General features: G+C 65.7%; 9 protein-coding genes. 5 read left to right on the top strand and 4 right to left on the bottom strand.

All coding sequences use genetic code 11. The features are described from left to right. Positions 1-14: 14 nt before the first annotated feature. From pglX to pglW, 3 genes are all read right to left on the bottom strand, one after another. Positions 15-3,818 carry a BREX-2 system adenine-specific DNA-methyltransferase PglX gene (gene pglX, locus GobsT_RS25225; protein WP_010033166.1) on the bottom strand — a complete coding sequence of 1,268 codons (3,804 nt, stop codon included), beginning with the start codon at positions 3,816-3,818 and terminating at the stop codon, positions 15-17. A gap of 47 nt (positions 3,819-3,865) precedes the next feature. Then, entirely contained in the window at positions 3,866-4,144 is a 279-nt protein-coding gene (locus GobsT_RS25220; RefSeq protein ID WP_010033168.1) for a GxxExxY protein, read from the bottom strand. Positions 4,145-4,286: 142 nt separating this feature from the next. Next, positions 4,287-8,459: a BREX system serine/threonine kinase PglW gene (gene pglW, locus GobsT_RS25215; RefSeq protein ID WP_010033169.1), complete on the bottom strand. Its 4,173-nt coding sequence runs from the start codon at positions 8,457-8,459 to the stop codon at positions 4,287-4,289. Between the two features lie 1,245 nt (positions 8,460-9,704). Here pglW and GobsT_RS25210 point away from each other — a divergent pair. The 5 genes from GobsT_RS25210 to GobsT_RS25190 all read left to right on the top strand — a co-directional run bounded on the left by GobsT_RS25210 (position 9,705) and on the right by GobsT_RS25190 (position 18,721). Further along, entirely contained in the window at positions 9,705-10,379 is a 675-nt protein-coding gene (locus GobsT_RS25210) for a phage tail protein (RefSeq protein WP_010033172.1), read from the top strand. Positions 10,380-10,424: 45 nt separating this feature from the next. Beyond that, positions 10,425-15,050 (top strand): hypothetical protein, encoded by a 4,626-nt coding sequence (locus GobsT_RS25205; protein ID WP_010033173.1) that lies wholly within the window; start codon positions 10,425-10,427, stop codon positions 15,048-15,050. Positions 15,051-15,165: 115 nt separating this feature from the next. After that, positions 15,166-15,897: a phage tail protein gene (locus tag GobsT_RS25200; protein WP_148087868.1), complete on the top strand. Its 732-nt coding sequence runs from the start codon at positions 15,166-15,168 to the stop codon at positions 15,895-15,897. Positions 15,898-15,946: 49 nt separating this feature from the next. Next, positions 15,947-16,630 carry a pesticin C-terminus-like muramidase gene (locus tag GobsT_RS25195; RefSeq protein WP_010033176.1) on the top strand — a complete coding sequence of 228 codons (684 nt, stop codon included), beginning with the start codon at positions 15,947-15,949 and terminating at the stop codon, positions 16,628-16,630. A 189-nt stretch (positions 16,631-16,819) separates the two neighbouring features. Further along, entirely contained in the window at positions 16,820-18,721 is a 1,902-nt protein-coding gene (locus GobsT_RS25190) for a PLAT/LH2 domain-containing protein (protein ID WP_029600608.1), read from the top strand. Positions 18,722-18,931: 210 nt separating this feature from the next. Here GobsT_RS25190 and GobsT_RS25185 read toward each other — a convergent pair whose 3' ends face one another. Next, positions 18,932-19,381 (bottom strand): integrase core domain-containing protein, encoded by a 450-nt coding sequence (locus GobsT_RS25185; RefSeq protein WP_010033185.1) that lies wholly within the window; start codon positions 19,379-19,381, stop codon positions 18,932-18,934. Positions 19,382-19,421 lie beyond the last annotated feature (40 nt).

Raw genomic sequence — 19,421 nt, 5'->3', positions numbered from 1 at the left:
TGATTGGAGGTCGCCTACTTTGCTCTCCGGCCGCGGCCGCTCCGGCCGTTCCCGCCGGCAGGAGGCTGCCAAGTGCAGACCTCGTCCACCGTCTTGCCCATCCCGCGGGCCTCCTCCGAGACGAACCCCTCGTAGTAGTCGCCCATCCGGGAGCCGAACTCCTCGTCCATCTCGTTGTGCCACTGCTTCAGCCACGGGAGCAGTTGGCAGATCGCCGCCAGCAGCGGCACCAGCCGCGGGTCGTCGCGGCCGCCCTCCTGCTCCTGCACGTGGACGTAGTGGGTCGCGATCGCCTTAGCCAGTTGCAGGTGATCGTACCCGGCCCAGGCGACCAGTGGCAGCCCGTCGGCCCCGCCGCAGTGCGGGAATAGTACCCACCGCTCCTTCGGCACGTCGAGGCCGCCGCGGAGACGCCAGTAGTCGCCCTTCTGGAAGTCTGCCGACTTGTACTTCGGCGGCACCGGGATCGACTGCGGGGTGTTCGGGTCGACGACGTACTGCTTGAGCAGGCTCGCCTGCGCCGGGTTCAGCGGCGACTTGCCGTCGTCTTTCTGGTGCGTCCAGCCGCCGGCACCGACATCGACCGACTTGCCGGCGACGCGGGCGTCGATGGCGTCCTCGCGGCGTTGCAGATCCCAGGTTCGCTCCCAGGCTAGCCGCTTATCCAACCCCGTCGGTTTGTACCGCAGCACTGGCAGGAGCGGGACGCTCTCGGCCTCGACCAGTTCGGTGACCAGCTTCGTTACGTCGAAGTCGATCCGCCCCTCGCGGTAGAGTCGGCCCACTTCGCGGAACTCGGCGTCCTTCGACGCCACGTCGGCGATTCGAGTGAGCGGATAAAGACGAATCTCCCGCAAAGCCGCAGAGTCGCCAAGAGAAGAACCTTCCGTCTTTGCGCCTTTGCGACTTTGCGGGAGATTCTCATCTTCTCGCATCCTCCCATCAATGTCGAAGTACGACTCCAGCCGGGCGAGGAGCCAGTCGTGCAGGGCGGCGGTGACCTTCTCGGCCCACGGGGTGTCGTTCCACCGCCGCTTGTACTCCGGCTGCTCGATCAGGGCGATCTGCGGGTTGGCCGCGATGGCCTCAATGCGGCGTTCGACCAGCTTCCGGTAGTCCGGCGGCCAGTGCGCGGGTAGCTCGGTGATCGGGGTCGAGCCGTGCCGGGCGAACCACGTCGTTTCCAAGCCCTCATCGCGCATCTTGCGGGCGAGGACGATCTCGAACGCCCGCTCACCGAGCTTGACCGGCAAGTCGCGGGTCTCCCATTGTGAGTCGGTGAGGCCGTCAGCGGACAGCCCATAGAGGCGGTAGCACTCCCAGTCGAGGTCTTCTTGCAGCCGTATCATTGTCCCTCGGCAACGGCGGCACGTGGCTTCAGAACTGTCGAGTAAAGACGAGAGCGATAAACCATCGACCCATCTAGCAATGACACTGGCAGGCTGATTGTCCGCGATGTTGCGCGCGAAAGCGTCGAGCCGAAATGCAAGCCCTCGTGGGCGTGCGTCAGGGAGCGGAAATCGATTAGTATTTGTCCCATTGAATGCAAAGAAACGATCCCAGGCTTCCACTTTTATGCCGCCAGTGATCCCGCTGCTGCCTTTATCGTGGCAGACTTGTCGGAGCCAAAAGCCTGCGACCGAGCTGTTCAGCAAACCAAGAAGGGCGAAATGCCCGTCTTCCGTGACAGAACTGGAAAGCAGGATGATAGGAGCAGTACGATTGAAGACTCTGCTCCCGCGGTCGAAAGCGAAGTGGTTGTGCGTGGCTACTTCGCTGTAAACAAGGGCGATACGATTCCGCAAGCGATCGGCGATGAACTGGCCATACTCAAACCACCTTAATCCAGTTTGCACCTTCGTCTTGTCACCAAACATCAAAGTTGAAGCCAGCACTGCTTTAGCAGGCCACAGGTAGCGGAGCACAGTTGCTGACAAGTCATCGGGTATCGGAAGTAGGTTTGTGTCGTACGGGAACAACACTGCAAGATCGGCTTTAGCCTGCCAATCCCTGACATCTTCGCCACGCACAAGTGGACGGTAGTGGCCCGTAACGATGCCACTCCGACGTGCTTGCGCCGTGGGCACAACGAAGACGTCATCTCCCTGGGTCGATACCGTCCTCCCAAGCGATTCAACTATTGATGCGAGGCAAGTGTTAGAAACCTGATCGATGGTTTCTTTTGCGTCGGCGACCCCACCACCTCCGATGCTCCAAGGATGTTTCAGAAAAACGGCCCGTTCTGCATCAGAAACGCTAACGAACTTCCCCTGAGACCCTGGCTGATCGACCTGCTGCTCAATCGAAGACCATACTGGACCTGTCGCTGGGTTAGCTGGCACGCACGGTTCGCCTCGAATCCCCATGACGGCACGAAGGGTTGTGGCAACCGGGGGGCGGTTACGACCGAAAAGTATCACCGTCGGAATACCGTGACCTGGAATGTGGGCCCCACTGCTATCGATGATGTGGGTCAGGTCTATCAGGGGGAAAAATGCCTCGACAATCTTCTTGCCAAATTCCCGCTTCATGAATGAATTGGCCGTGATCTGGCCAATAAAACCATTTGCGCATGCTAGTTCAAAAAGACGCTGCATGAACGGTACGGATAACGAATACTGACGGTGGCAGGCGGAATACCGATCACGGTACTGGTCGCAAAGCCCGCGATCTTTCGGGGTGATGTATGGCGGGTTGGCGACCACCGCGTGGTAGGTGCCGGGGCGCAGCAATCGCTCCAGTTCGACCGGGTCTTCGGGCTGGTAAGTGTGCCCGAATACCTCCTCGTCGAGTGTCTTCTGCACCGACCGGCCGCCGTGCAACAGCGAGTCGCCGCAGGCCAGGTTCAGCTTGAAGTCCGGGGCGTTCTTCAGGCTCGTCACCCCGGCCGCCTGCCACGCCGCCAGCAGCAACCGGAACCGAGCGATGGCCACCGCGTAGGGGTTCAGGTCCACGCCGTGGATCGCGTCGAGTGCTCGCTGCACCAACTCCCGCGGCGGCGTGCCCGGCTCCTTTTTCACCCACAGTTCCAGCAGCTTGTTGAACCCACCGAGCAGGAAGTGGCCACTGCCGCAGGCCGGGTCGATCATCTTCACCGTGGCGAGGCCGAACGTCTCGATCGCCGGTAGCAGGGTGCGGTCGAGGATGAACTCCTCCACGAACACCGGCGTCTGGAGCAGGGCGTACTTCTTGCGGGCCGCCTCCGAGAGGTCCTGGTACAGGTCGCCGAGGAAGCGGGTGTCGAATGACGGGTCGGTGAAGTCGTGGACGAGTAGGCCGGACCCGGCGTCGATCTTCTGGAAGAACGGCAGCAGGATGTCCTTCGCGGCGTCCGGCGACAGCCAGTTCGGGATCGCCCGGATCGGGTTGTGCGGGCCGTACAGGTCCTTCGTGCCCGGCCGCTTCGCCAGCTCGTCGAACACGGACAGCAGGTACTCGCGGTCGGTGAACTCGCTCCCCCGGCGTGCGCCGGTGAAGAACAGTTCGTGCTCGTCGCGGGCACGGGCCAGCCGGTTCTCACCCTTCTCGCCCTCCGGCGGGACCGGCCCGCTGATCTTCGGCGGGTCGATGAGCCGGTTGTCCTCCAGGAACCGCACGAACACGCACGACAGCACCCAGGCGACGGCCTGCTGGGTGATGGCGTCGGCCCGCCACTCTTCGAGCGTCTGCCCGGTGCGGCCGGCGTCTTTCGCGGTGCGGTACTCGGACCCGACGGCCCGCCCGACTTCGGGCATGTCGTCGCACCGGGCGCGCAGGTCCTTCTCCAGCCGGGCGACGATCTTCTGCGCGTCGGCCAGGAACGCGGTGCGGTCGATCATAAGAGAAGGGTCTCCCGCAAAGTCGCAAAGACGCAAAGGAATCAAGATCAGAGACCGTTCACCACGCGGGTGATGCCGTCCTTGATCAGGTTTACGTTGAAGTTGACCAGAAGCCCAAGTTTGCAGCCGGTGAGCCGGAGGTAGGTACGGAGTTGCTTCGGATGGACCGGGGCCACCGCCTCCACCGACTTCAACTCGATGACGCCCCGACCGTCCACGATGATGTCGGCCCGGAACCCGGCCTCCAGGCGCAAACCCTCCCAGATCACCGGGACCGGAACCTCGTGTGCGACCGACAGGCCGCGTCGCGCGAGTTCGTGAACCATGACCGCCTGGTAAACGCTTTCGAGCAGGCCGGGCCGAGTTTGGTGTGGATCTGGAACGCAGCATCGACGACAGCTGTTGCAATTTCGTTCTCGGTCATTTCTGTTTCTCTCTGCGTCTTTGCGACTTTGCGGGAGCTTCCTCCTAGGCCCGGTGACGGTTCTCGACCCAGCTCTCCGGGACGTGGACCCGCTGGGCGGGGCTGAGCAGCGGCACGGCCTTCCCGTCGATCATCGGCTGCTGGTTCGGCAAGAGCAGCCACAGACCCGCGGGGCCGCCGGGCCGCCCGACGCGGTCCCGGAGCTTTTCGAGCAGGTCTAGTTTGTCGTACCGGGCCAGCAGGCCGGGGTTCAGGAGCAGGATCGTGGAGTCGGACCCGGCGAGTCGTTCCTCGACCCGCGGCATCGCCCGGCCGACCAGCATCATCAACTTCGCCCAGTCGCCGTTGCCGGTGTGGGAGTCGGCCCGCAGGACGAGGGGCCAATCGACGCGGGCCTTGCCCGCCGTCTCGCGGAGGGAGTCGATGATCAGCCGGTCGGCGTCGATGGTCTTCAGCGAGAAGCGCTCGCTTTGCAGCTCACCGAGGGCTTGCTGATACGATCGCTGAGCGACCAGCAAAGTGAGGAACGCCCCTTCCTTGAGGGACCGCCGCAACTTCTCCTCGAACAGGCGGGCGTCGGCCTCCTCCGGCGAGAACGTCTCGCGAGGCGCGTGGCCGGACGCGGTCGGTTGCCGTTGTGGCGGCGTGCTGGCCGTGGTAACCGACACCGTCTCCTGGAAGCGGGAGACGTACCCGCCGCGGCCGTCGGCGGCGTCCGGGTTCCACCGCAAGCCGACGTCGGCCGCCTCCAGCAACTCGTCCAACTGTGGCCGCTCCGGCAGCGGCTGGGCGTCCGGGTAGCGTCCGGCCACCCGGTCGCGGACCTGCTCGACGGTGAGCACCTTCACGTTGCCGAGGGCTCCCTGCGCCAGCCGCAGAGCCCGGAGGGCGTCCATCCCGCGGGGGTAGATCTCCTGACGGCTCGACACCGCGGCCTCGACCGACGCCGCGGCGGCCAGCCGCAGGAGCCGGGAGTCGGCCAGCGGCTCGAACCCGGCCGGGGCCGGCACCTCGCGGAGAACCTGCAACGCCCGCGTCGGAGAAGCCAACGGGTCCTCGCGGGCCAGTTCGTCGGCCCGGTCGCCGAGCCGGGCGGCGTGGTCAGCCAGGGCCGGGTGCAGGGCGACGAGCGTCCGCGTGTCGTCGCGGCGGACGAGGAACCGCGGCTCGGACATCGTCCTCTCGACCTCGACCGCGGCGCGTGCGATGGCCCGGCCGAGCAGCGACCGCTGGGGCTCCTCCGCCACCGACCCGCGGGCGGCCAGGATTGCGTCGCCGAGTTCCCCGGCGGTCATCACCCCACCGGCCGTCACCAGCAGCCCGGCAAGGTCGCCGCGGAGGGCGGTCAGGGCCTTGTCACGGCCCCAGCGGTCGATCACCTTGCTGATGACCGCCCCGACCCTGGCCCGCGTCACGCCGATGAACCGTGATACGTCCGCCTGGCTGGGCCAGGGGTTCGGGAGCGACTCCTCAAGTCCGAGCAGGGCGATGACCGACTGCTTGGCCGTGCCCCCCTCGCGCGGGCTGGAGCGGGTGAGCCGCTGAACCAGCAGATCGACGCTCAATCGACCGGGGGCACCCGTCGGCGGCTCTTCGGGCTCTTCTACGGCCACCGTCGCGTCGGCCTGCGGGGTGCCCAGTCGGGCCCGCAGGATCTTGACGGCGGACGCGATCTCCCGCCGCGTCTTGTTGCCGACGCCGCGCAACCGCAGCAGCCGCCGCATGGACACGCTGAGCATGTCCTCGACGGTCAGCATGTTGGCCCGGTCCAGAGCGTTGGTCGCCCGCGTCCCCAGCCCCAGTTCGTGGACCGACGAGTCGAACGTCGCCCCCTCCAGCCTCGCCCGGAGTTCTTCTTCGTTCAGTTCCCCGGCGTCCGGCGGCCCGATGGCCGCGAAACAGTCTCGCCACGCCCGGAGCATCTCGTCGGCGTTGTCGTGCCGCTCGCGGGCCTCCCGGCGGAGGGCCTTGCGGAAGAACAGGACGAAGGCGTCCCGCAGGGTCGGGTCGAACAGCTCCTCGTCGACCGTCGCCTCGCAGTCGAGCTGCGACGGCTCGCTCCGGCCGTCGCCCCACCGCGGGAGCGTGCCGGTGGCCATCTCGAACAGGGTGACGGCGGCCGCGTACCGCTCGGCGGCCAGGTCCCACCGCTTGCGCCGCGGGAGGGCCGGGTCGAGGTACGCCTTGGTGCCGGCCTCAACGTTCTCCGGCGGCGTGCGGGACAGGGAGAAGTCGAACAGGACAACGTGGAGCATGTCCCCGCGTCCGACCGGGCCGACGCCAATGTTGTCGGGCTTGATGTCCCGGTGCGGTATGCCCTGTTCCTCCAGGTACTTCACCACCTCCAGCAGATCCTCCCCGAACCGCTGGAGCAGGTCCAGGTGCAGCCGCCCCTCCTTCCGCAGCCGCTGGCCGAGCGTCTCCGGCCCGGCCGACCGCAGCAACAGGTACGGGAGGCCAGACAGCTTCTGTGGCTGAACGTACTCGATGACGTGGGGGTGCCGCAATTTGGCGAGCACCTCGCCCTCGGCCCGCAACCGCGGCTCGTCGTCCGCGGTGTTTGGAACCTTGAGGACGTACTCTTCACCTTCCCGCTCGACCAGCAGCGCAACCGACGTGCCCCCCTGGCCGAGCCGGCGGACGACGGTGAACCCGCCGGGAAGCGCGTCCCCCTTCTGAGCCCGCACCGGGTCGACCAGCGCATCCGTCGTCGGGGCGGTCAACTCCTCCTCGACGAGGTCGAGCCCGGCCAGGAAGTCGGCGGCCGAGTCGACGCGGCTCGTCACGTCCGGGTGGGTGCTGTACTGCACCAACTCCTGGAGGCTGGGTGCCGCCCCGTTCAGGGCGTCGCTCACGAGCAGCCCGCGGGTCTGCCGTAACTTCTCGGCCAGCTCCAGCCGGTTGCCGGCCGGCGGCGTGCCGGTGAAGACGTGGTAGGCGACGGCCCCCAGTGAGAAGATGTCGAGGTGCTCGCCGGCGGTGTCGGCGGGCAGGACCGCCTCCGGAGCCATGTACGCCGTTCCCGCGTCCTCCACCAGCAGATCAACGTGTGAGGTGGCGGTGATGTCCCGCGTCCCGCCCGACGACGACCCGCCGACCCGGTAGCCGACCTGCCAGTTGTGCACCTTCACCCGCGGCCGCGGCCCGTCCGGGTCGTGGACGAGGATGCTCCGCGGGCAGAGGCCCCGGTGGACGACCTTCTTCTCGTGGGCGAACCGGACGACCTCCGCGATCTGTCGGAGCAGATCGAGCCGCACGTCGGCCCCCAGCCGGTCGCCCCGCTGAGCGAGATAGTGGTCGAGCCGGAGTGCGTTCGGGTCGTGCTCGAAGACGACCGCCGGGCCGATCTCGTGCTCGGTGTAGCCGAGGGTCCGGAGAACGCCGGGGTGCTGGAGGGCCTCGGTCAGTTGGTAGTCCCGCCGGGCGGCCCGCTCGACCATCTGCCGGTCGTCGGCCGTGGCCTCGTTCCACACGAGGTAGAGGCGGACGCGCCGCTTGCCGCCGACGTTCTGGACGTGGGACGCCTCCCAGTCCTGGTAGCCGGGCCCCTCGTCGAGGAGTCGACCGAGCACGTAGTCGCTCACCCGCCGCTGGCGGTGCTGGTTCGGGATTCCCGCCTGCTGGATGGCCTGACTGACGATCTTCGCGAGTGGGCGGTCGATGAACGGGCCGTGCTTCGGCTTCAGGCCGGGGCACTCGCGCCTCTTGACCGCAGCGAGTATTCCGGCCCGCTCCGGCCGGCCGCCCTCGGCGTCCGCGTCACGCAGGCAGACGCCGTAAACCGCCGTGTCGCGCAGATCGCACTGAAGCCCCGGCGCGGAAAGGAAAACGAGCGGCTCCACAAACGGCAGACCGCCCTTGACCTTAACCGCCTTTTGGCGCTCGAGCAGCGCGCGGAGCTTCTTGGCCTTCAGGTTGGCAGCGAGGAGCGGGTTCCCGACGGTGACGAGTCGGCCCTCGGTGTCCCACGTCCAGGTGCCCGCATCGCCGGACACCCGCCCCGGCCGGCTTTTGATCTCGACGAGGAAGAAGCCCATCGGGGTGAGCAGCAGCAGGTCAACCTCGTTGATGCTGCCGTCGAGCGCAATGAACTCGAAGTTCGACCACGCACGGTACGGCTCGTGGTCGGGCCAGCGGTCGCGGACGAAATCGAGGGCGTCGCGCTCCCACTGGTAGCGCGAATCCGTGACGGTGACCCAGTTCGTTTTTGGGCTCATGAGCATCCCCGCCACGCGACACGCGGCACCGGAGAGTTGCTCGACCGGCCCCCGGCCCCGGCAGCCAGTCGCTCCGCCGCCCGACCGCGCGCCGTCGTAGCGCGCACCCGTGCGAGCCGCGGACCGCCCCTCGGTTGGAGCGAGTGGTCTTCGCTGGCGATGCGGTCGGGCGCCCCGAACCGGCCGATGCGATTTCGGGCAACGCTGCGGCGAGAAAAGCGGTACGGGGGCATTCGTCGAAGAACAGCCAAATGTAATTGTTTCTGCGCGGCGCTGTTCCCGCGAAGGGCGTTAGTTTAACATCGGTGGACGACGCCGGACACGTTCCGTGCAAAAACCTTGTCCGCGGCCGAACGGCGGCTGCGGCAGTGGTTGACCGCAGTTCGCGCGGCGAGCCGATGTCTCAACAATTTTGCACGCCCGACAACCAGCGCGACGGCGCTGGAACGAGCAGTCGGCGCGTGCGGGCATCACATCGCCGGGCCGCGGTAATGTGTTTGTGTCGCGGGTGAGGGACGATTCCGAGGGGCTCAGGCGGTTGCTCTCGGTAGTAGTGCTTGAGGAGCTCACCAAGCCGCTCCTTGTACTTCACCACGTCGGTCGGGAACGTCAGGATTTTCGGCTTCGGGGAGCGGCACGTTATCCTTCGCTTGGTGCGGGCGCTCCTTGTTGTAATGGGCCACGAGCTCCCGCATCACGTGCCGCAAGTGCCACTCGCCGAGTAACCCGGGCACAGTGGGAATCCGCATTGAAGGGTGGATAGCGAGTAGGAAAACGAGCTAGTTCGATAGCGACGATCGAACCTCAATTAGCCGCGGCTGTGTGCGCGGGGAACTGGAACAGCGCGTCTGTCGGCGACCCTCATCCGGTAATGGGCGAAATAAATCCGGTGGGTGAAATTGTGGTGGCGCCGGCGAGTTGGCGCATTGACGGATTCACGCAGCCGTTCTCCGTGACCAAAACCTATTTTAAGATTTTTCTTGCTCGACCGTCGAGCAAGCAGTGAACTTAAACTCGGTGGACTTGGGGCGGATATTACCAACTGGAAGTCCGTAAGGTTCCACTTGAAGTACGTCACAGTTGGGAATGCCGTATGGGACCTCAAGACGTCTCACCTGAACCACCCGGTCGTAACGCAAGAACGCGTCCTTGCGGACTGCGTGCTTGACTTACGCGTTGGCTCAAAAGGTTTTGATAGCGTTCGGCGATGAAAAGATCGCCTGCCCCCCATAACGAGGCGAGCACGTGGACCCGACCCGCCGCGAGTTGTTCGCCGCCCCGCTGGCGGGCGTAGCCCCCGACCCCTTAGCGAAACAGGTCGAGGAACTCACGCGGCTGGCCGGCGCTCTGGAACTCAAGCTGACGGAAGCCAACGAGCAACTTTCGGAGTTGTCGAAAACGCGCCCGCCAATCGGTACGGTCGTCATGTGGTGGGGCGACCGAGCAAGTGTCCCGCCCGGATGGGAGGTGTGCGACGGTAAGCCGGTGGAGACGAACGGGGCGATCCTGACCGGGACAAAGCCGAACCTCGTCGACCGGTTCCCGAAAGGAGCGACCGCCGGACGGAATACCGTCGCCGACTTGGCCAAGGCTGCCGGTGGAAGCAACAACCTGCCGGCGCTGAAGCTCGCCAACATTTCCGGACTCGCGGTCGGGAGAAATGGCGAACACGAGCACCGCATTCCAACGTTCGACGGCAGTACCAGCACTGACCGGAACAGCTACGTCGAAATCCCGAACTACCGGGGCCGGACCTACGACTACCTCAACGGCCCGCCGACCGAGAAAGGCGGGGCACACGAGCACCCGCTCACCGGGTTCGTTGGGGACAAGAACGGTAAGGACGCGGACGGCGGCGACACTTCAGGCGCCAATCAGCCCGCATACCAGGAGCTCTTTTTCCTGATCCGCGTCAAGTAGTCACGAAGCGACCTTCCGAACGGCCAGACTCCCCGAGGCGCACGTATGAACCGGCTCACCCAGTTCGGTGCGATCGCATCCATCATTGCCCTGACGGCGGCCCTGCCGTTCGTCGGAGCCGACCAGCGTCCGAAGCCGGCGGCGGTCGACGTGACCCGTCCGGCATCCGCGGCGGCCCGGCTGAACCAGGCGCTGAAAGCCCTGTACGAGTCGGTCGACCGGAAGCAGCCCCGGCCCGAGGAGGTCGGCGAACTCGCTCGTACGTTGAACGAGAACCTGAAACAGGTCGACGCACTCGGCGCCGAGATCTCCAAACTGGGGCCGGGCGTCGCCGACCACGAACTAAAAGAGCGTGCGCTCCGCTACCGGGCCCTGGCGTGGCTACACGGGTGGGCCACTTTCGCCCGGCTCGCGGAAACCGCCGCCAAGGCGGAACAGCCGGCCGGTCGGCACACCGAAGCGCTAATTGCCATCGGGAATAAGGAGCGGTCGGCCCTCGAACTCCTCCTCGGCATCTACCTGCGGATCGCTGTGGCCGAGAGGCAGCCCGACCCGCTCCGCCGCCGGCTTGCCGACTCCACCGGGTTCGTCGTCGATCTCGGATTCCGCAAGCCTTGGGGAACGGACAAGCGGCCCGATTACATGGCCGCCGAACACGCCGACTTCATCCCGGCCACGGCCGACATCCTCGGCCGCCCCGGCGACGCACCGGAGCCGGACGCCCGCGGGCTGCTCTCGGTGTGGCGGCTGGTCAACCTTCAGCTCGACACATGGCGGGGGAACGGTCCGGCCGGCGCCGGGCCGGACTTGGCGCCTGTGGCGGAGTGGCTCTCCCGGCTGTCGTTCAAGATCAGCTTCGATTTCGATCCCGACAAGCCGGGGCCACGCCCAGCTGAGGGACCGCAGTGGCTGCCGGTCAGCCGATCCCTCGAGCGGCTCAGTCTCTTCGCCAAAGTGCGAACCGCACTCCGCGACCCGAAGGTACTCGAGAAGGTGACCGAAGCCTTCCGGTCCGCGCGGGCTGACGGAAAGGGGTACCAGGAGCGCCTTCCGGCAGGCAAGGCCGAAAAAGAGGCAATCGAGGTGATCGACTGGCTGAAGGAAGCGGTCGGGCCACCCGATGCCGGCAAAGACGACGAAACCCTGCCAGCGGCCGCCATCTGGCTGCGCTACGTGTTCTTGTACAGCTACCGCGGCGAGGGCGCGCTCGTACTCACCGACGACGCCGCCCCGAACGGCCTGGCGAAATATTGGGAGACGTGCAAACTGCCAGGATGTTTCGCCGACGACCCGACCGCCGGCAAAACTGCCTCGGCCGCCCCGGTCCGGTGGAATCACGCCCCCGCGGCCGGGCACTTCGACCGGGCCGTCCTGGACGCCGTTCGCGGGGCCAACGGCTACCTCCGGTGGGAGGCCAAACTGCCCAAACTCGAACAGCAGCGGTTCAAAGTGCTCGCCGGGGACGACCCGAAGGGGTTCGTGGCCGATCTCACCACGCACCTCAAAGAGATCGACGCCCTCGACCGGGGCCACCTCGCCGCCCACGTCCCGCCGCGTACGGCCTTCTGGGTCGCTTCCCGGGAGAGCGCTCCACTGCTCGGCGACCTGCCGATCCGGCTGGACTGGGGCCGGCAGGCGTCGGCCGCTGAGCGGAAGCGGCTCGGGGACGACCTCGCGGCCGTCGCCGGCCAGGTCCGGGGGATGGCCGATCTTCAGCGCGCCATCCGGGACGCCTACCAGGCGGGTCCGGTCGACGGCCCGCCGGCCCTGCGCGGGTTGGCCACGCACCTCGGGGGTGCCGAGTGGGACCTGACGGCGATGCCGGAGAAATCGTTTGCCGCGTACAAGAAAGACGTGACGGACGCCCTCGGCGACCTGCGCAAAGCTCTGGCAGACGCCCAACACGAGGACGACCTGAGGGACCGATACGCGGTCCGCCGGGACAAGGCCGACGTGCGCGAACTGGAGCACGCCTCCGCCCGGCTCGGGGTAGAGATTGCCGCCAAGGGGCGGGAGATGGCGGCCCTCCTCGCGCGGGCCGCCGAGTTGGAGGTTGAGGTCGCCCGCCTCGCCGTCGAGGCGAACGACCTGCTGAAAAAGGCTCAAGGTGGCGACGCAGCGGCGGCCGGCAAGCGGTTGGAGCTGGCCCGGCGGACCTGCGACCTGGCTGCGGCCCAGGTCGACGCCCTGCTCGCGGCCCAGACCAAGGCGACCGAGATCGTTGAGCAGGCGGTCAAGGACCTCGACGCACTCCGACCGAAGCTGGAGCACATTGCCCAGAAGATCGAGGACAGCAAGAAGACCTCGTTCCTGTCCATCTTGAAGGCGATCGTCAAGGTGGTGACCGTCGTTCTGGCACCGTTCACCGGCGGGGCCAGCCTGGCCATCGGGACGGCCGTCGACCAAGCCCTGACCATCGCTGAGAAGCTGGGCCAGATCAACTGGGACAACCCGCTTCAGGCCCTGGGGCAACTCGGGGAGGTGGTCGATGACGTCGCCAGACTCGGTGACCTGACCATCGGCAAGTGGGGCAGCGCCGACATGAAGAAGGGGTGGGGGGACGTCAAGGGGTGGGTCGCCGACCGCCGAGCGGACGTGACGAAGCTCGGGGAAGACGGAAAGAAATTCCTTGACCAGCTCAAGACGCTCGCCCCGGCCGAGTTCCGAAAGGTCGTTGCCCCACTAGTTGCGGCCGTCCACCTGGACCTGCCGGTCGAGTTCGACCCAGTTCGGGGGACGATCAAGGTCGACCTTGGAAAGGCCGGGATCAAGCTCAAGAACGACGCCCTTGCGGCGGCGCTGAAGGACGTGCTGGAGAGCGGCGGAACGGTGGTCGCGGACATCAAGGCCCGGGTCGAAAAGTGGGGCCGGCTGAGTGGGTTCGACGACGCCACGCTCAAGACCGAACTGCCAAAGGCGATCGACGAGCTGGTTGCGGTGCTCCCGGCGGACCTTCAGAAGGATGCGGCCCGGGCCAAGGCCGCCGTCGACACCGCGAAGGCGAAGCTAAAGGACGCGGCCGGGGCAGCCGGTGCGGCGGGCGAGGGAGCCCGCCGGTTGCTCGCACAGGTGCTCACCGGCAACCTGGTTGTCGTTCTCGACGCCAACGGAGCGGTCACGGCCGTTGAACGGGCGACGGCCAAGGAGATCGCCCGGACGAGGGCCCGGATCGAAGCGTACAAGGCGAAGGTCGAGGAGCTGGCGATCGGCGCGATGGTAGACTCGATCAAGAAGAAGAGCGCCGCGCTCTTGGCCGCGATCAACGCCGCCCAGGATGCGAAGGACGAGAACCAGTTGCGGGACATCGCCCGCGGCCCGAACGGGGTGACAGCCACAGTGGCGTCTGTCCGCGACACGTTGGTCGAGTTTGAAGGGAAAATCAAGGACGCCAAGGGAGAACTCCAGGACGCCGAAACCAAACTGGATATCGACACGCTCCTGAAAGATTCGGCCGATGTCCGGGTCAAGTGGGCCGAGAAGTTGGGGGAGAAGGACGCGCTCCATAAGGAGGTGGCCGAGTTGCGGAAGCGGGCGGCCGACCTCGCGCGCGAGATCGCCGACCTCACCGCCGAGGCAAAGGCCCTCGACTTGGAGGCCGCAACGATGCGACGCGACGCGAGCCGGGCGGCCGTCCAGCGCACCTACTCGGACTGCCTCCGGTGGGGGGTCAACCCGCAGGTCGAGAAGGGCGAGAAGTTCGAGCCGAGTCCCCTGTCGGGGGTGTCGGGCGTGCTCGGGGTCCGCACCGCCGCGGCCCGGCCCGGTGAACAGTCACCGAACCCCGACGCCCTTCGGCGGGCGGCGACCGGGGTGGTCGGGATGCTCCGGTGGGTTCGGTTGGTCGGGCAAGCCGGGGTCGGGAACGGGCGCGTAAACGACAAAGTCACGACACACTACACAACCGCCGTCAGCCTCCTGACCGGAACCGACGCGGCCCCCAAGGTCGAGGAAAAGTTATTAGCCGTCGTCGTCGCATTGGACGAAATCGTCGCCAAGGCCGGCACGACTCTTCCAGACCCGTATTGGGTCCGCGGTCACTACCCGGCGGCAGGCGCCAAGCCGCCCGGGCCACAGGTCGAGTGGCTGACTACCCCCATGCGAAACGGAGACCGGGAACTGGCGCTGGCAGACGTCCCGCCCGAGTACCGGGCCCGCGTCCTAGGCCGGATGCGGCTGCTGGCCGCACCGACCCCGCCTCCCGGCGCAGCCGGCTACGGCGGTTACGAGCTGACTGCTGATCCAACCAAGTCGTACTACGTCTTCCCGGCCCACGCCCAGGTGATCTGCCCGAAGGACCGGTTCGAGGTAATCAGCCAGCTCGGTGACTACTGGTTGTTGATCGTCCCGCCCGACCTCGGCCGGCTGTACGGGAAGATGGGTGACCGGTTCGCGCCGGCGACCAAACGGCCGGATCCGAAGAAAATCGCGGCGAGCGTCCCGGAGGCCATACTGCTCAACGACCTGAAGAAGGACCTGCCCGGGCTCTGGGATGGGAGAGTAAAAATGTGGCCGGCCGCGGGCGAGTGGCGCGTGTATGTGCTCGGCCCCGTACTGGCCGCCCAACCGAACGACCCCGAAAGCTGGCGGGCGGGCGAGGCGAAGAAATGGGAGCGGGAGGGCGCGGAGTTCCGGGTCCTCATCCCGTTCGCGGCTTTTACGAGCCCGAAGTAGCGGACTTGGACCGCCGATCGAACCGTTTCATCCGGGAGCAGCTATGACCAGGCGATCGGGGCTCACCGCGGCAGGGTGCGGAGCGGCCGTGGTAGCGGCCGTGGCGGTGTTCGGAATGAAGCCAGCCGAGTCCGACGATGTGGCCAAACTGCGCCAGGAGGTTGCTGAATTGAAGGCCGCCCTCTTAGCCGACCGCCTGACGACGACCAAGACGGCCGAAGACGTTTCCCACCTGTCGCGGACCAGCCCGCCGGTCGGGACGGTTACGGCGTTCGCTGGGACATGGCCGCCGAAGAGGAGCGACGGCGGTGTTTGGACCGAGGCGGAAATCGGTTGGCTCCTGTGCGACGGCCGGAAGTGGGAGGACAAGTCCCTCGACGGGGTTCGCGCCGATCTGTGGGAACTGAGAGCTGTTTTGGACGGTCCAAATTATATCCCACAGAGGTCGGCACCACACGCTCTCCACTTACCCGACTACCGGGGGTACTTCCTCCGCGGTCTCGACACGTCCCCCTTCATGGGCCCAGCTGGTCGAGACAAAGGCGAGCCACGAACAGTTGGTCTGAGCCAGGGATACGCGACGGCGCGCCCCGCCGGCAAGGACGCGTTCACAACTGATAAAAAGGGTGCTCACAGCCACCCTCTCAAGATGGAACTCAAAGCATCCCGAAAAGCGGGTGGCGCCGCGGAAAATGCCCACACAGTAACCAGTATTAACGATGAAAACAAAAAGAGCCAACTGCCACTTGAAAAAGACGGTGACCACGTCCACGAGATCACCGGTGGTGGCGATGCTGAGACACGTCCGGTGAACGTGGTCGTTTATTGGGTAATCAAGTTTAAGTGACCGGGCCGACCTGATCGCAACGTTGCTGTACCCGAACCCGAGGTCCGAAATGATCCGGCTCCCGTTCGCCGCCTGTCTACTCGCCATCGTCGTTACAACCTCTACTGCCGCAAACGACGATCTCAAAGTTCCGCGCGGCCAGCTCACGTTCGACGCCGAGGGGAACGATGACCCCAAATCAGTGCACTTCAGCCGGCGCCCGCACGTCCCGTCGGCGTCGTCCGGTGTGACGATCGGCCGCGGGTACGACCTGAAGGAGCGGTCGATCGCGCAGGCCGAGAAAGACTTGACGGCAGCGGGGGTGCCAGGACCGACCGCTAAGTCTCTGGCCGACGGGGCTGGTAAGAAGGGCGACGACGCCAAAGCCTACGTCAAAGCCAACCTCGCCGAAGTGGAAATCACCCGAGCCCAGCAGAAGGCTCTGTTCGCCATCAGCTACGACGAGGCGGCTGCTGACGTGAAGCGGATCTGCGAAAAGAATGATGTAGTTGAGACCTACGGCAAAGTGGACTGGGACAAGCTCGATCCGAAGGTGCGAGATGTGCTTGTCGACCTCCGTTTCCGGGGCGACTACACACCGGCGTCGCGAAAACTAGTGCAGCCCTTGGCAGTCAAGAACGACTCGGTCGGGTTAGCCAAAGTGATGGCCGATCCAGCCAACTGGCCGGGGGTACCGAAGGACCGGATCGAACGGCGGAAGGCGTACTTGGTACAAGCGACGGGCAGGCGTTAAGTGGAGCTCGATCGGTACACGGATTTGTGTTTGTTTCTAAAAACAATTATCGTTTTTGCGATTATTACGGTCAGTTAGGGAGCCGGCGCCGCATTCATGCCCAACACAGATTGTTGCTGTTCACCTTGCCGCCTTTCCCGACCCCGAGGAGCCCGCGTGTTCCGTCACGTTTATCTCTCCGCAGTCGCAGTGTGCATACTGCCTTTCGCCTCGCAGCCGGCGCTCGCGTGGAAGCCCAAAACGCACGTCTACCTCGCTGAGGAAGCGATGAAGGATGCGAACGACGATGGTCTAGTCACCTTCTACGAGGTGGACCCAACCACGAATCAGCTTAGGAAGGGCGTGGACGGTAAGCCGGTCAAAATCGGCGACTACATGGTAGACCCGCGCATCCTGGAGGCACTCAGGAGATACCCGGACCAGTTCCGGGCCGGGGTGCTGGGGCCGGATGCGTTCCCGGACATCCTGACCGGGCAGCAGATCATTCACCCTGCGGGCAAGTTAACCACCGGCGAGACCGGCGTGGACGTGAACAAGAACGGTCCCGGGCCCGACCCGTGGCTGCGACACCTGTGGGTGGCGGCCTACACTGGGAAAGGGCCGGACGCCACGCCGGCCACGCGCGCGTTCGTGGCCGGCTTCCTGGCGCACGCGGCCGGCGACCTGTACGGGCACACCTGCGTGAACTACTACACCGGCGATGCGTTCAACTTCCAGACCGAACCGAAGAACGCAATCCGCCACATTGTCGTCGAAGGGTACTTCGACAAGTACGTGCCGGCCCCAACGTACAAGACCAGCATCGGCGACGGGGTGGACGGGTTCATTCACCGACAGATGATAGCCGGCCGTCCGGGCACGCCCCTCGCCCAACTGCTCACCGGCGACAACGTGAAACTCACGCTTGCGGCTCAGTTCACCGCGTTGCGCAACACGCTCTACGCCGACGTGCGGGCGACCGCCATCCCGACCCCGCTCACGTGGTACCAGAAGGCATGGATCGCGGACATCGATGCCGGCTTGGAGAAGCTGCCGAAGGTGAGCCACGAACTTGCGCTCGCGCTGATGTTCAACCCAACCGGGAAGGCCGACCTGGCGAAGGCGCGGGAGATCCTCGACGCCTTCAAGCCGGCGCTGATGTCGATGGCAGGCCTGCCGGACGCGGTCGGGAAGACGGTCGTGGCGTTCGAGACGGTGGCCAAGGCGCTCGGGCTCGTGGCCCTGCAGGATTTCATCAAGCAGGTGAAACTCAGTGTCCTCAACCACGTTACCAAGTCCGCCACCGGGTTGACCGCAGAGGAGTTGGCGAAGGCATTGCTCGCCGACGCGACCGAGTTCGACAAGTGGATGGACCAGCCCCCGCTTGATTATGGCAAGCGGATCACTCGGAAAGAGTTCGACGAGAAGGAACTCAAACTGGACCCGAAGGGCGGGTGGATCGACTACCGCCGCGTTCCACCCGCTTACAACACGGTCGCCATGATCAAGCTCAGCTTCCTTGCGAAGGACGAGGTGAACCGGCTAATGGCCAAGCTCGGCGCGCCCGCGGGCGTGTTACTGACTGAGGACAACGCAATGCTCGGGTTCGCGGAAACGCTTGATGGCAGTAATCAGTGGCGGGTCAACGACAAGCAGATGGTCATTGCCCGGTACCCGGCCGGGTACGGTCGGGTGTTCATGAAGCAGAACGGCGAGGACCGCCCGACCAACCCGAAGGTCTTGCCCGGTGCCCTTAACGTCGATTACGTGCTCACGATCAAAACGAGCGACAAGAGCCTCGCCGGCACAGACGCGGGCGTGTTCGTCACCATCGTCGGTAAGGACGGCTCGACCGGGGAGCACAAGTTGAACGACTTGGTTACAGGCAACGCGTTCGAGCGGAACCAGACCGACACTTGCACCCTGAAGAACGTGAAGGACGTGGGCGAACTGAGCGGCCTAACGGTGCGCAGCGACGGGAAGAACCCGGCTGCGGGGTGGCACTTGGAGTACATTACGGTGGCACGGAAAGGGCGGCCAACGGTGCGATTCGACTGCAACCAATGGCTAGAGGACGACAAGCTGTCAAAGACGCTCAAGCCAAAGCCTTGAACGTCCTTTGCAAAATCTTGACCGTGGTGGGGTGGCGGTCCCGAAAGGGGGGCGCCCCTGTCAGGGCGGCGAGTCGATGTCTCAAGATCTGGCATGGCCCGCCCAGAACCCAGCACAGTGACACCGAAGCGACTCGACGGTGCGTGCGGGCACCGCCCACCGCAGGGCGGCGGCAACGGCATCTCAGCGGCTGAGAGCGCACGAGATGTGTCAGGCTGCGGCCCGGTAGTAGTGCTTCAGCAGCCCACCGAACCGCTCCTTGCACTCCACCCGGCCGGTCGGGAACGTCAGGATCCGCGGCTCCGGCTCGTCGGCCACGGGGAGCGGCATGTTGTCCTTAGCCTGGTGCGGCCGCTCCGCGTTGTAATGGGCCACGAAATCCTTTACCAGGTGGCCCAGGTGCCCCGCGCCCAGTACGAGGAAGTGGTGCAGACACTCCTGACGCAGGGTCTGCACCCAACGCTCGGCGTACGCATTCATGTTCGGGGCACGCGGCCCCACCCGCTTCACCTCGACCTCTTGCGCCTCGAACACGGTGTCAAAGTTCGCCGCGTGTTTGGTGTCGTGGTCGATCAGCAAGTGGGTCACCGGCTCGACGGAGGCACCGCGAACGGCTGCGATGCCGGTGCGCGGGATCTTGACGGACCAAAAGTCGCGCACCCGTTAACCGGAGGCGGTGTCAGTTTTGCTGACACGACAG

Source organism: Gemmata obscuriglobus (assembly GCF_008065095.1).
Lineage (GTDB): Bacteria > Planctomycetota > Planctomycetia > Gemmatales > Gemmataceae > Gemmata > Gemmata obscuriglobus.
This window is presented reverse-complemented; position numbering and strand designations above follow the sequence as displayed.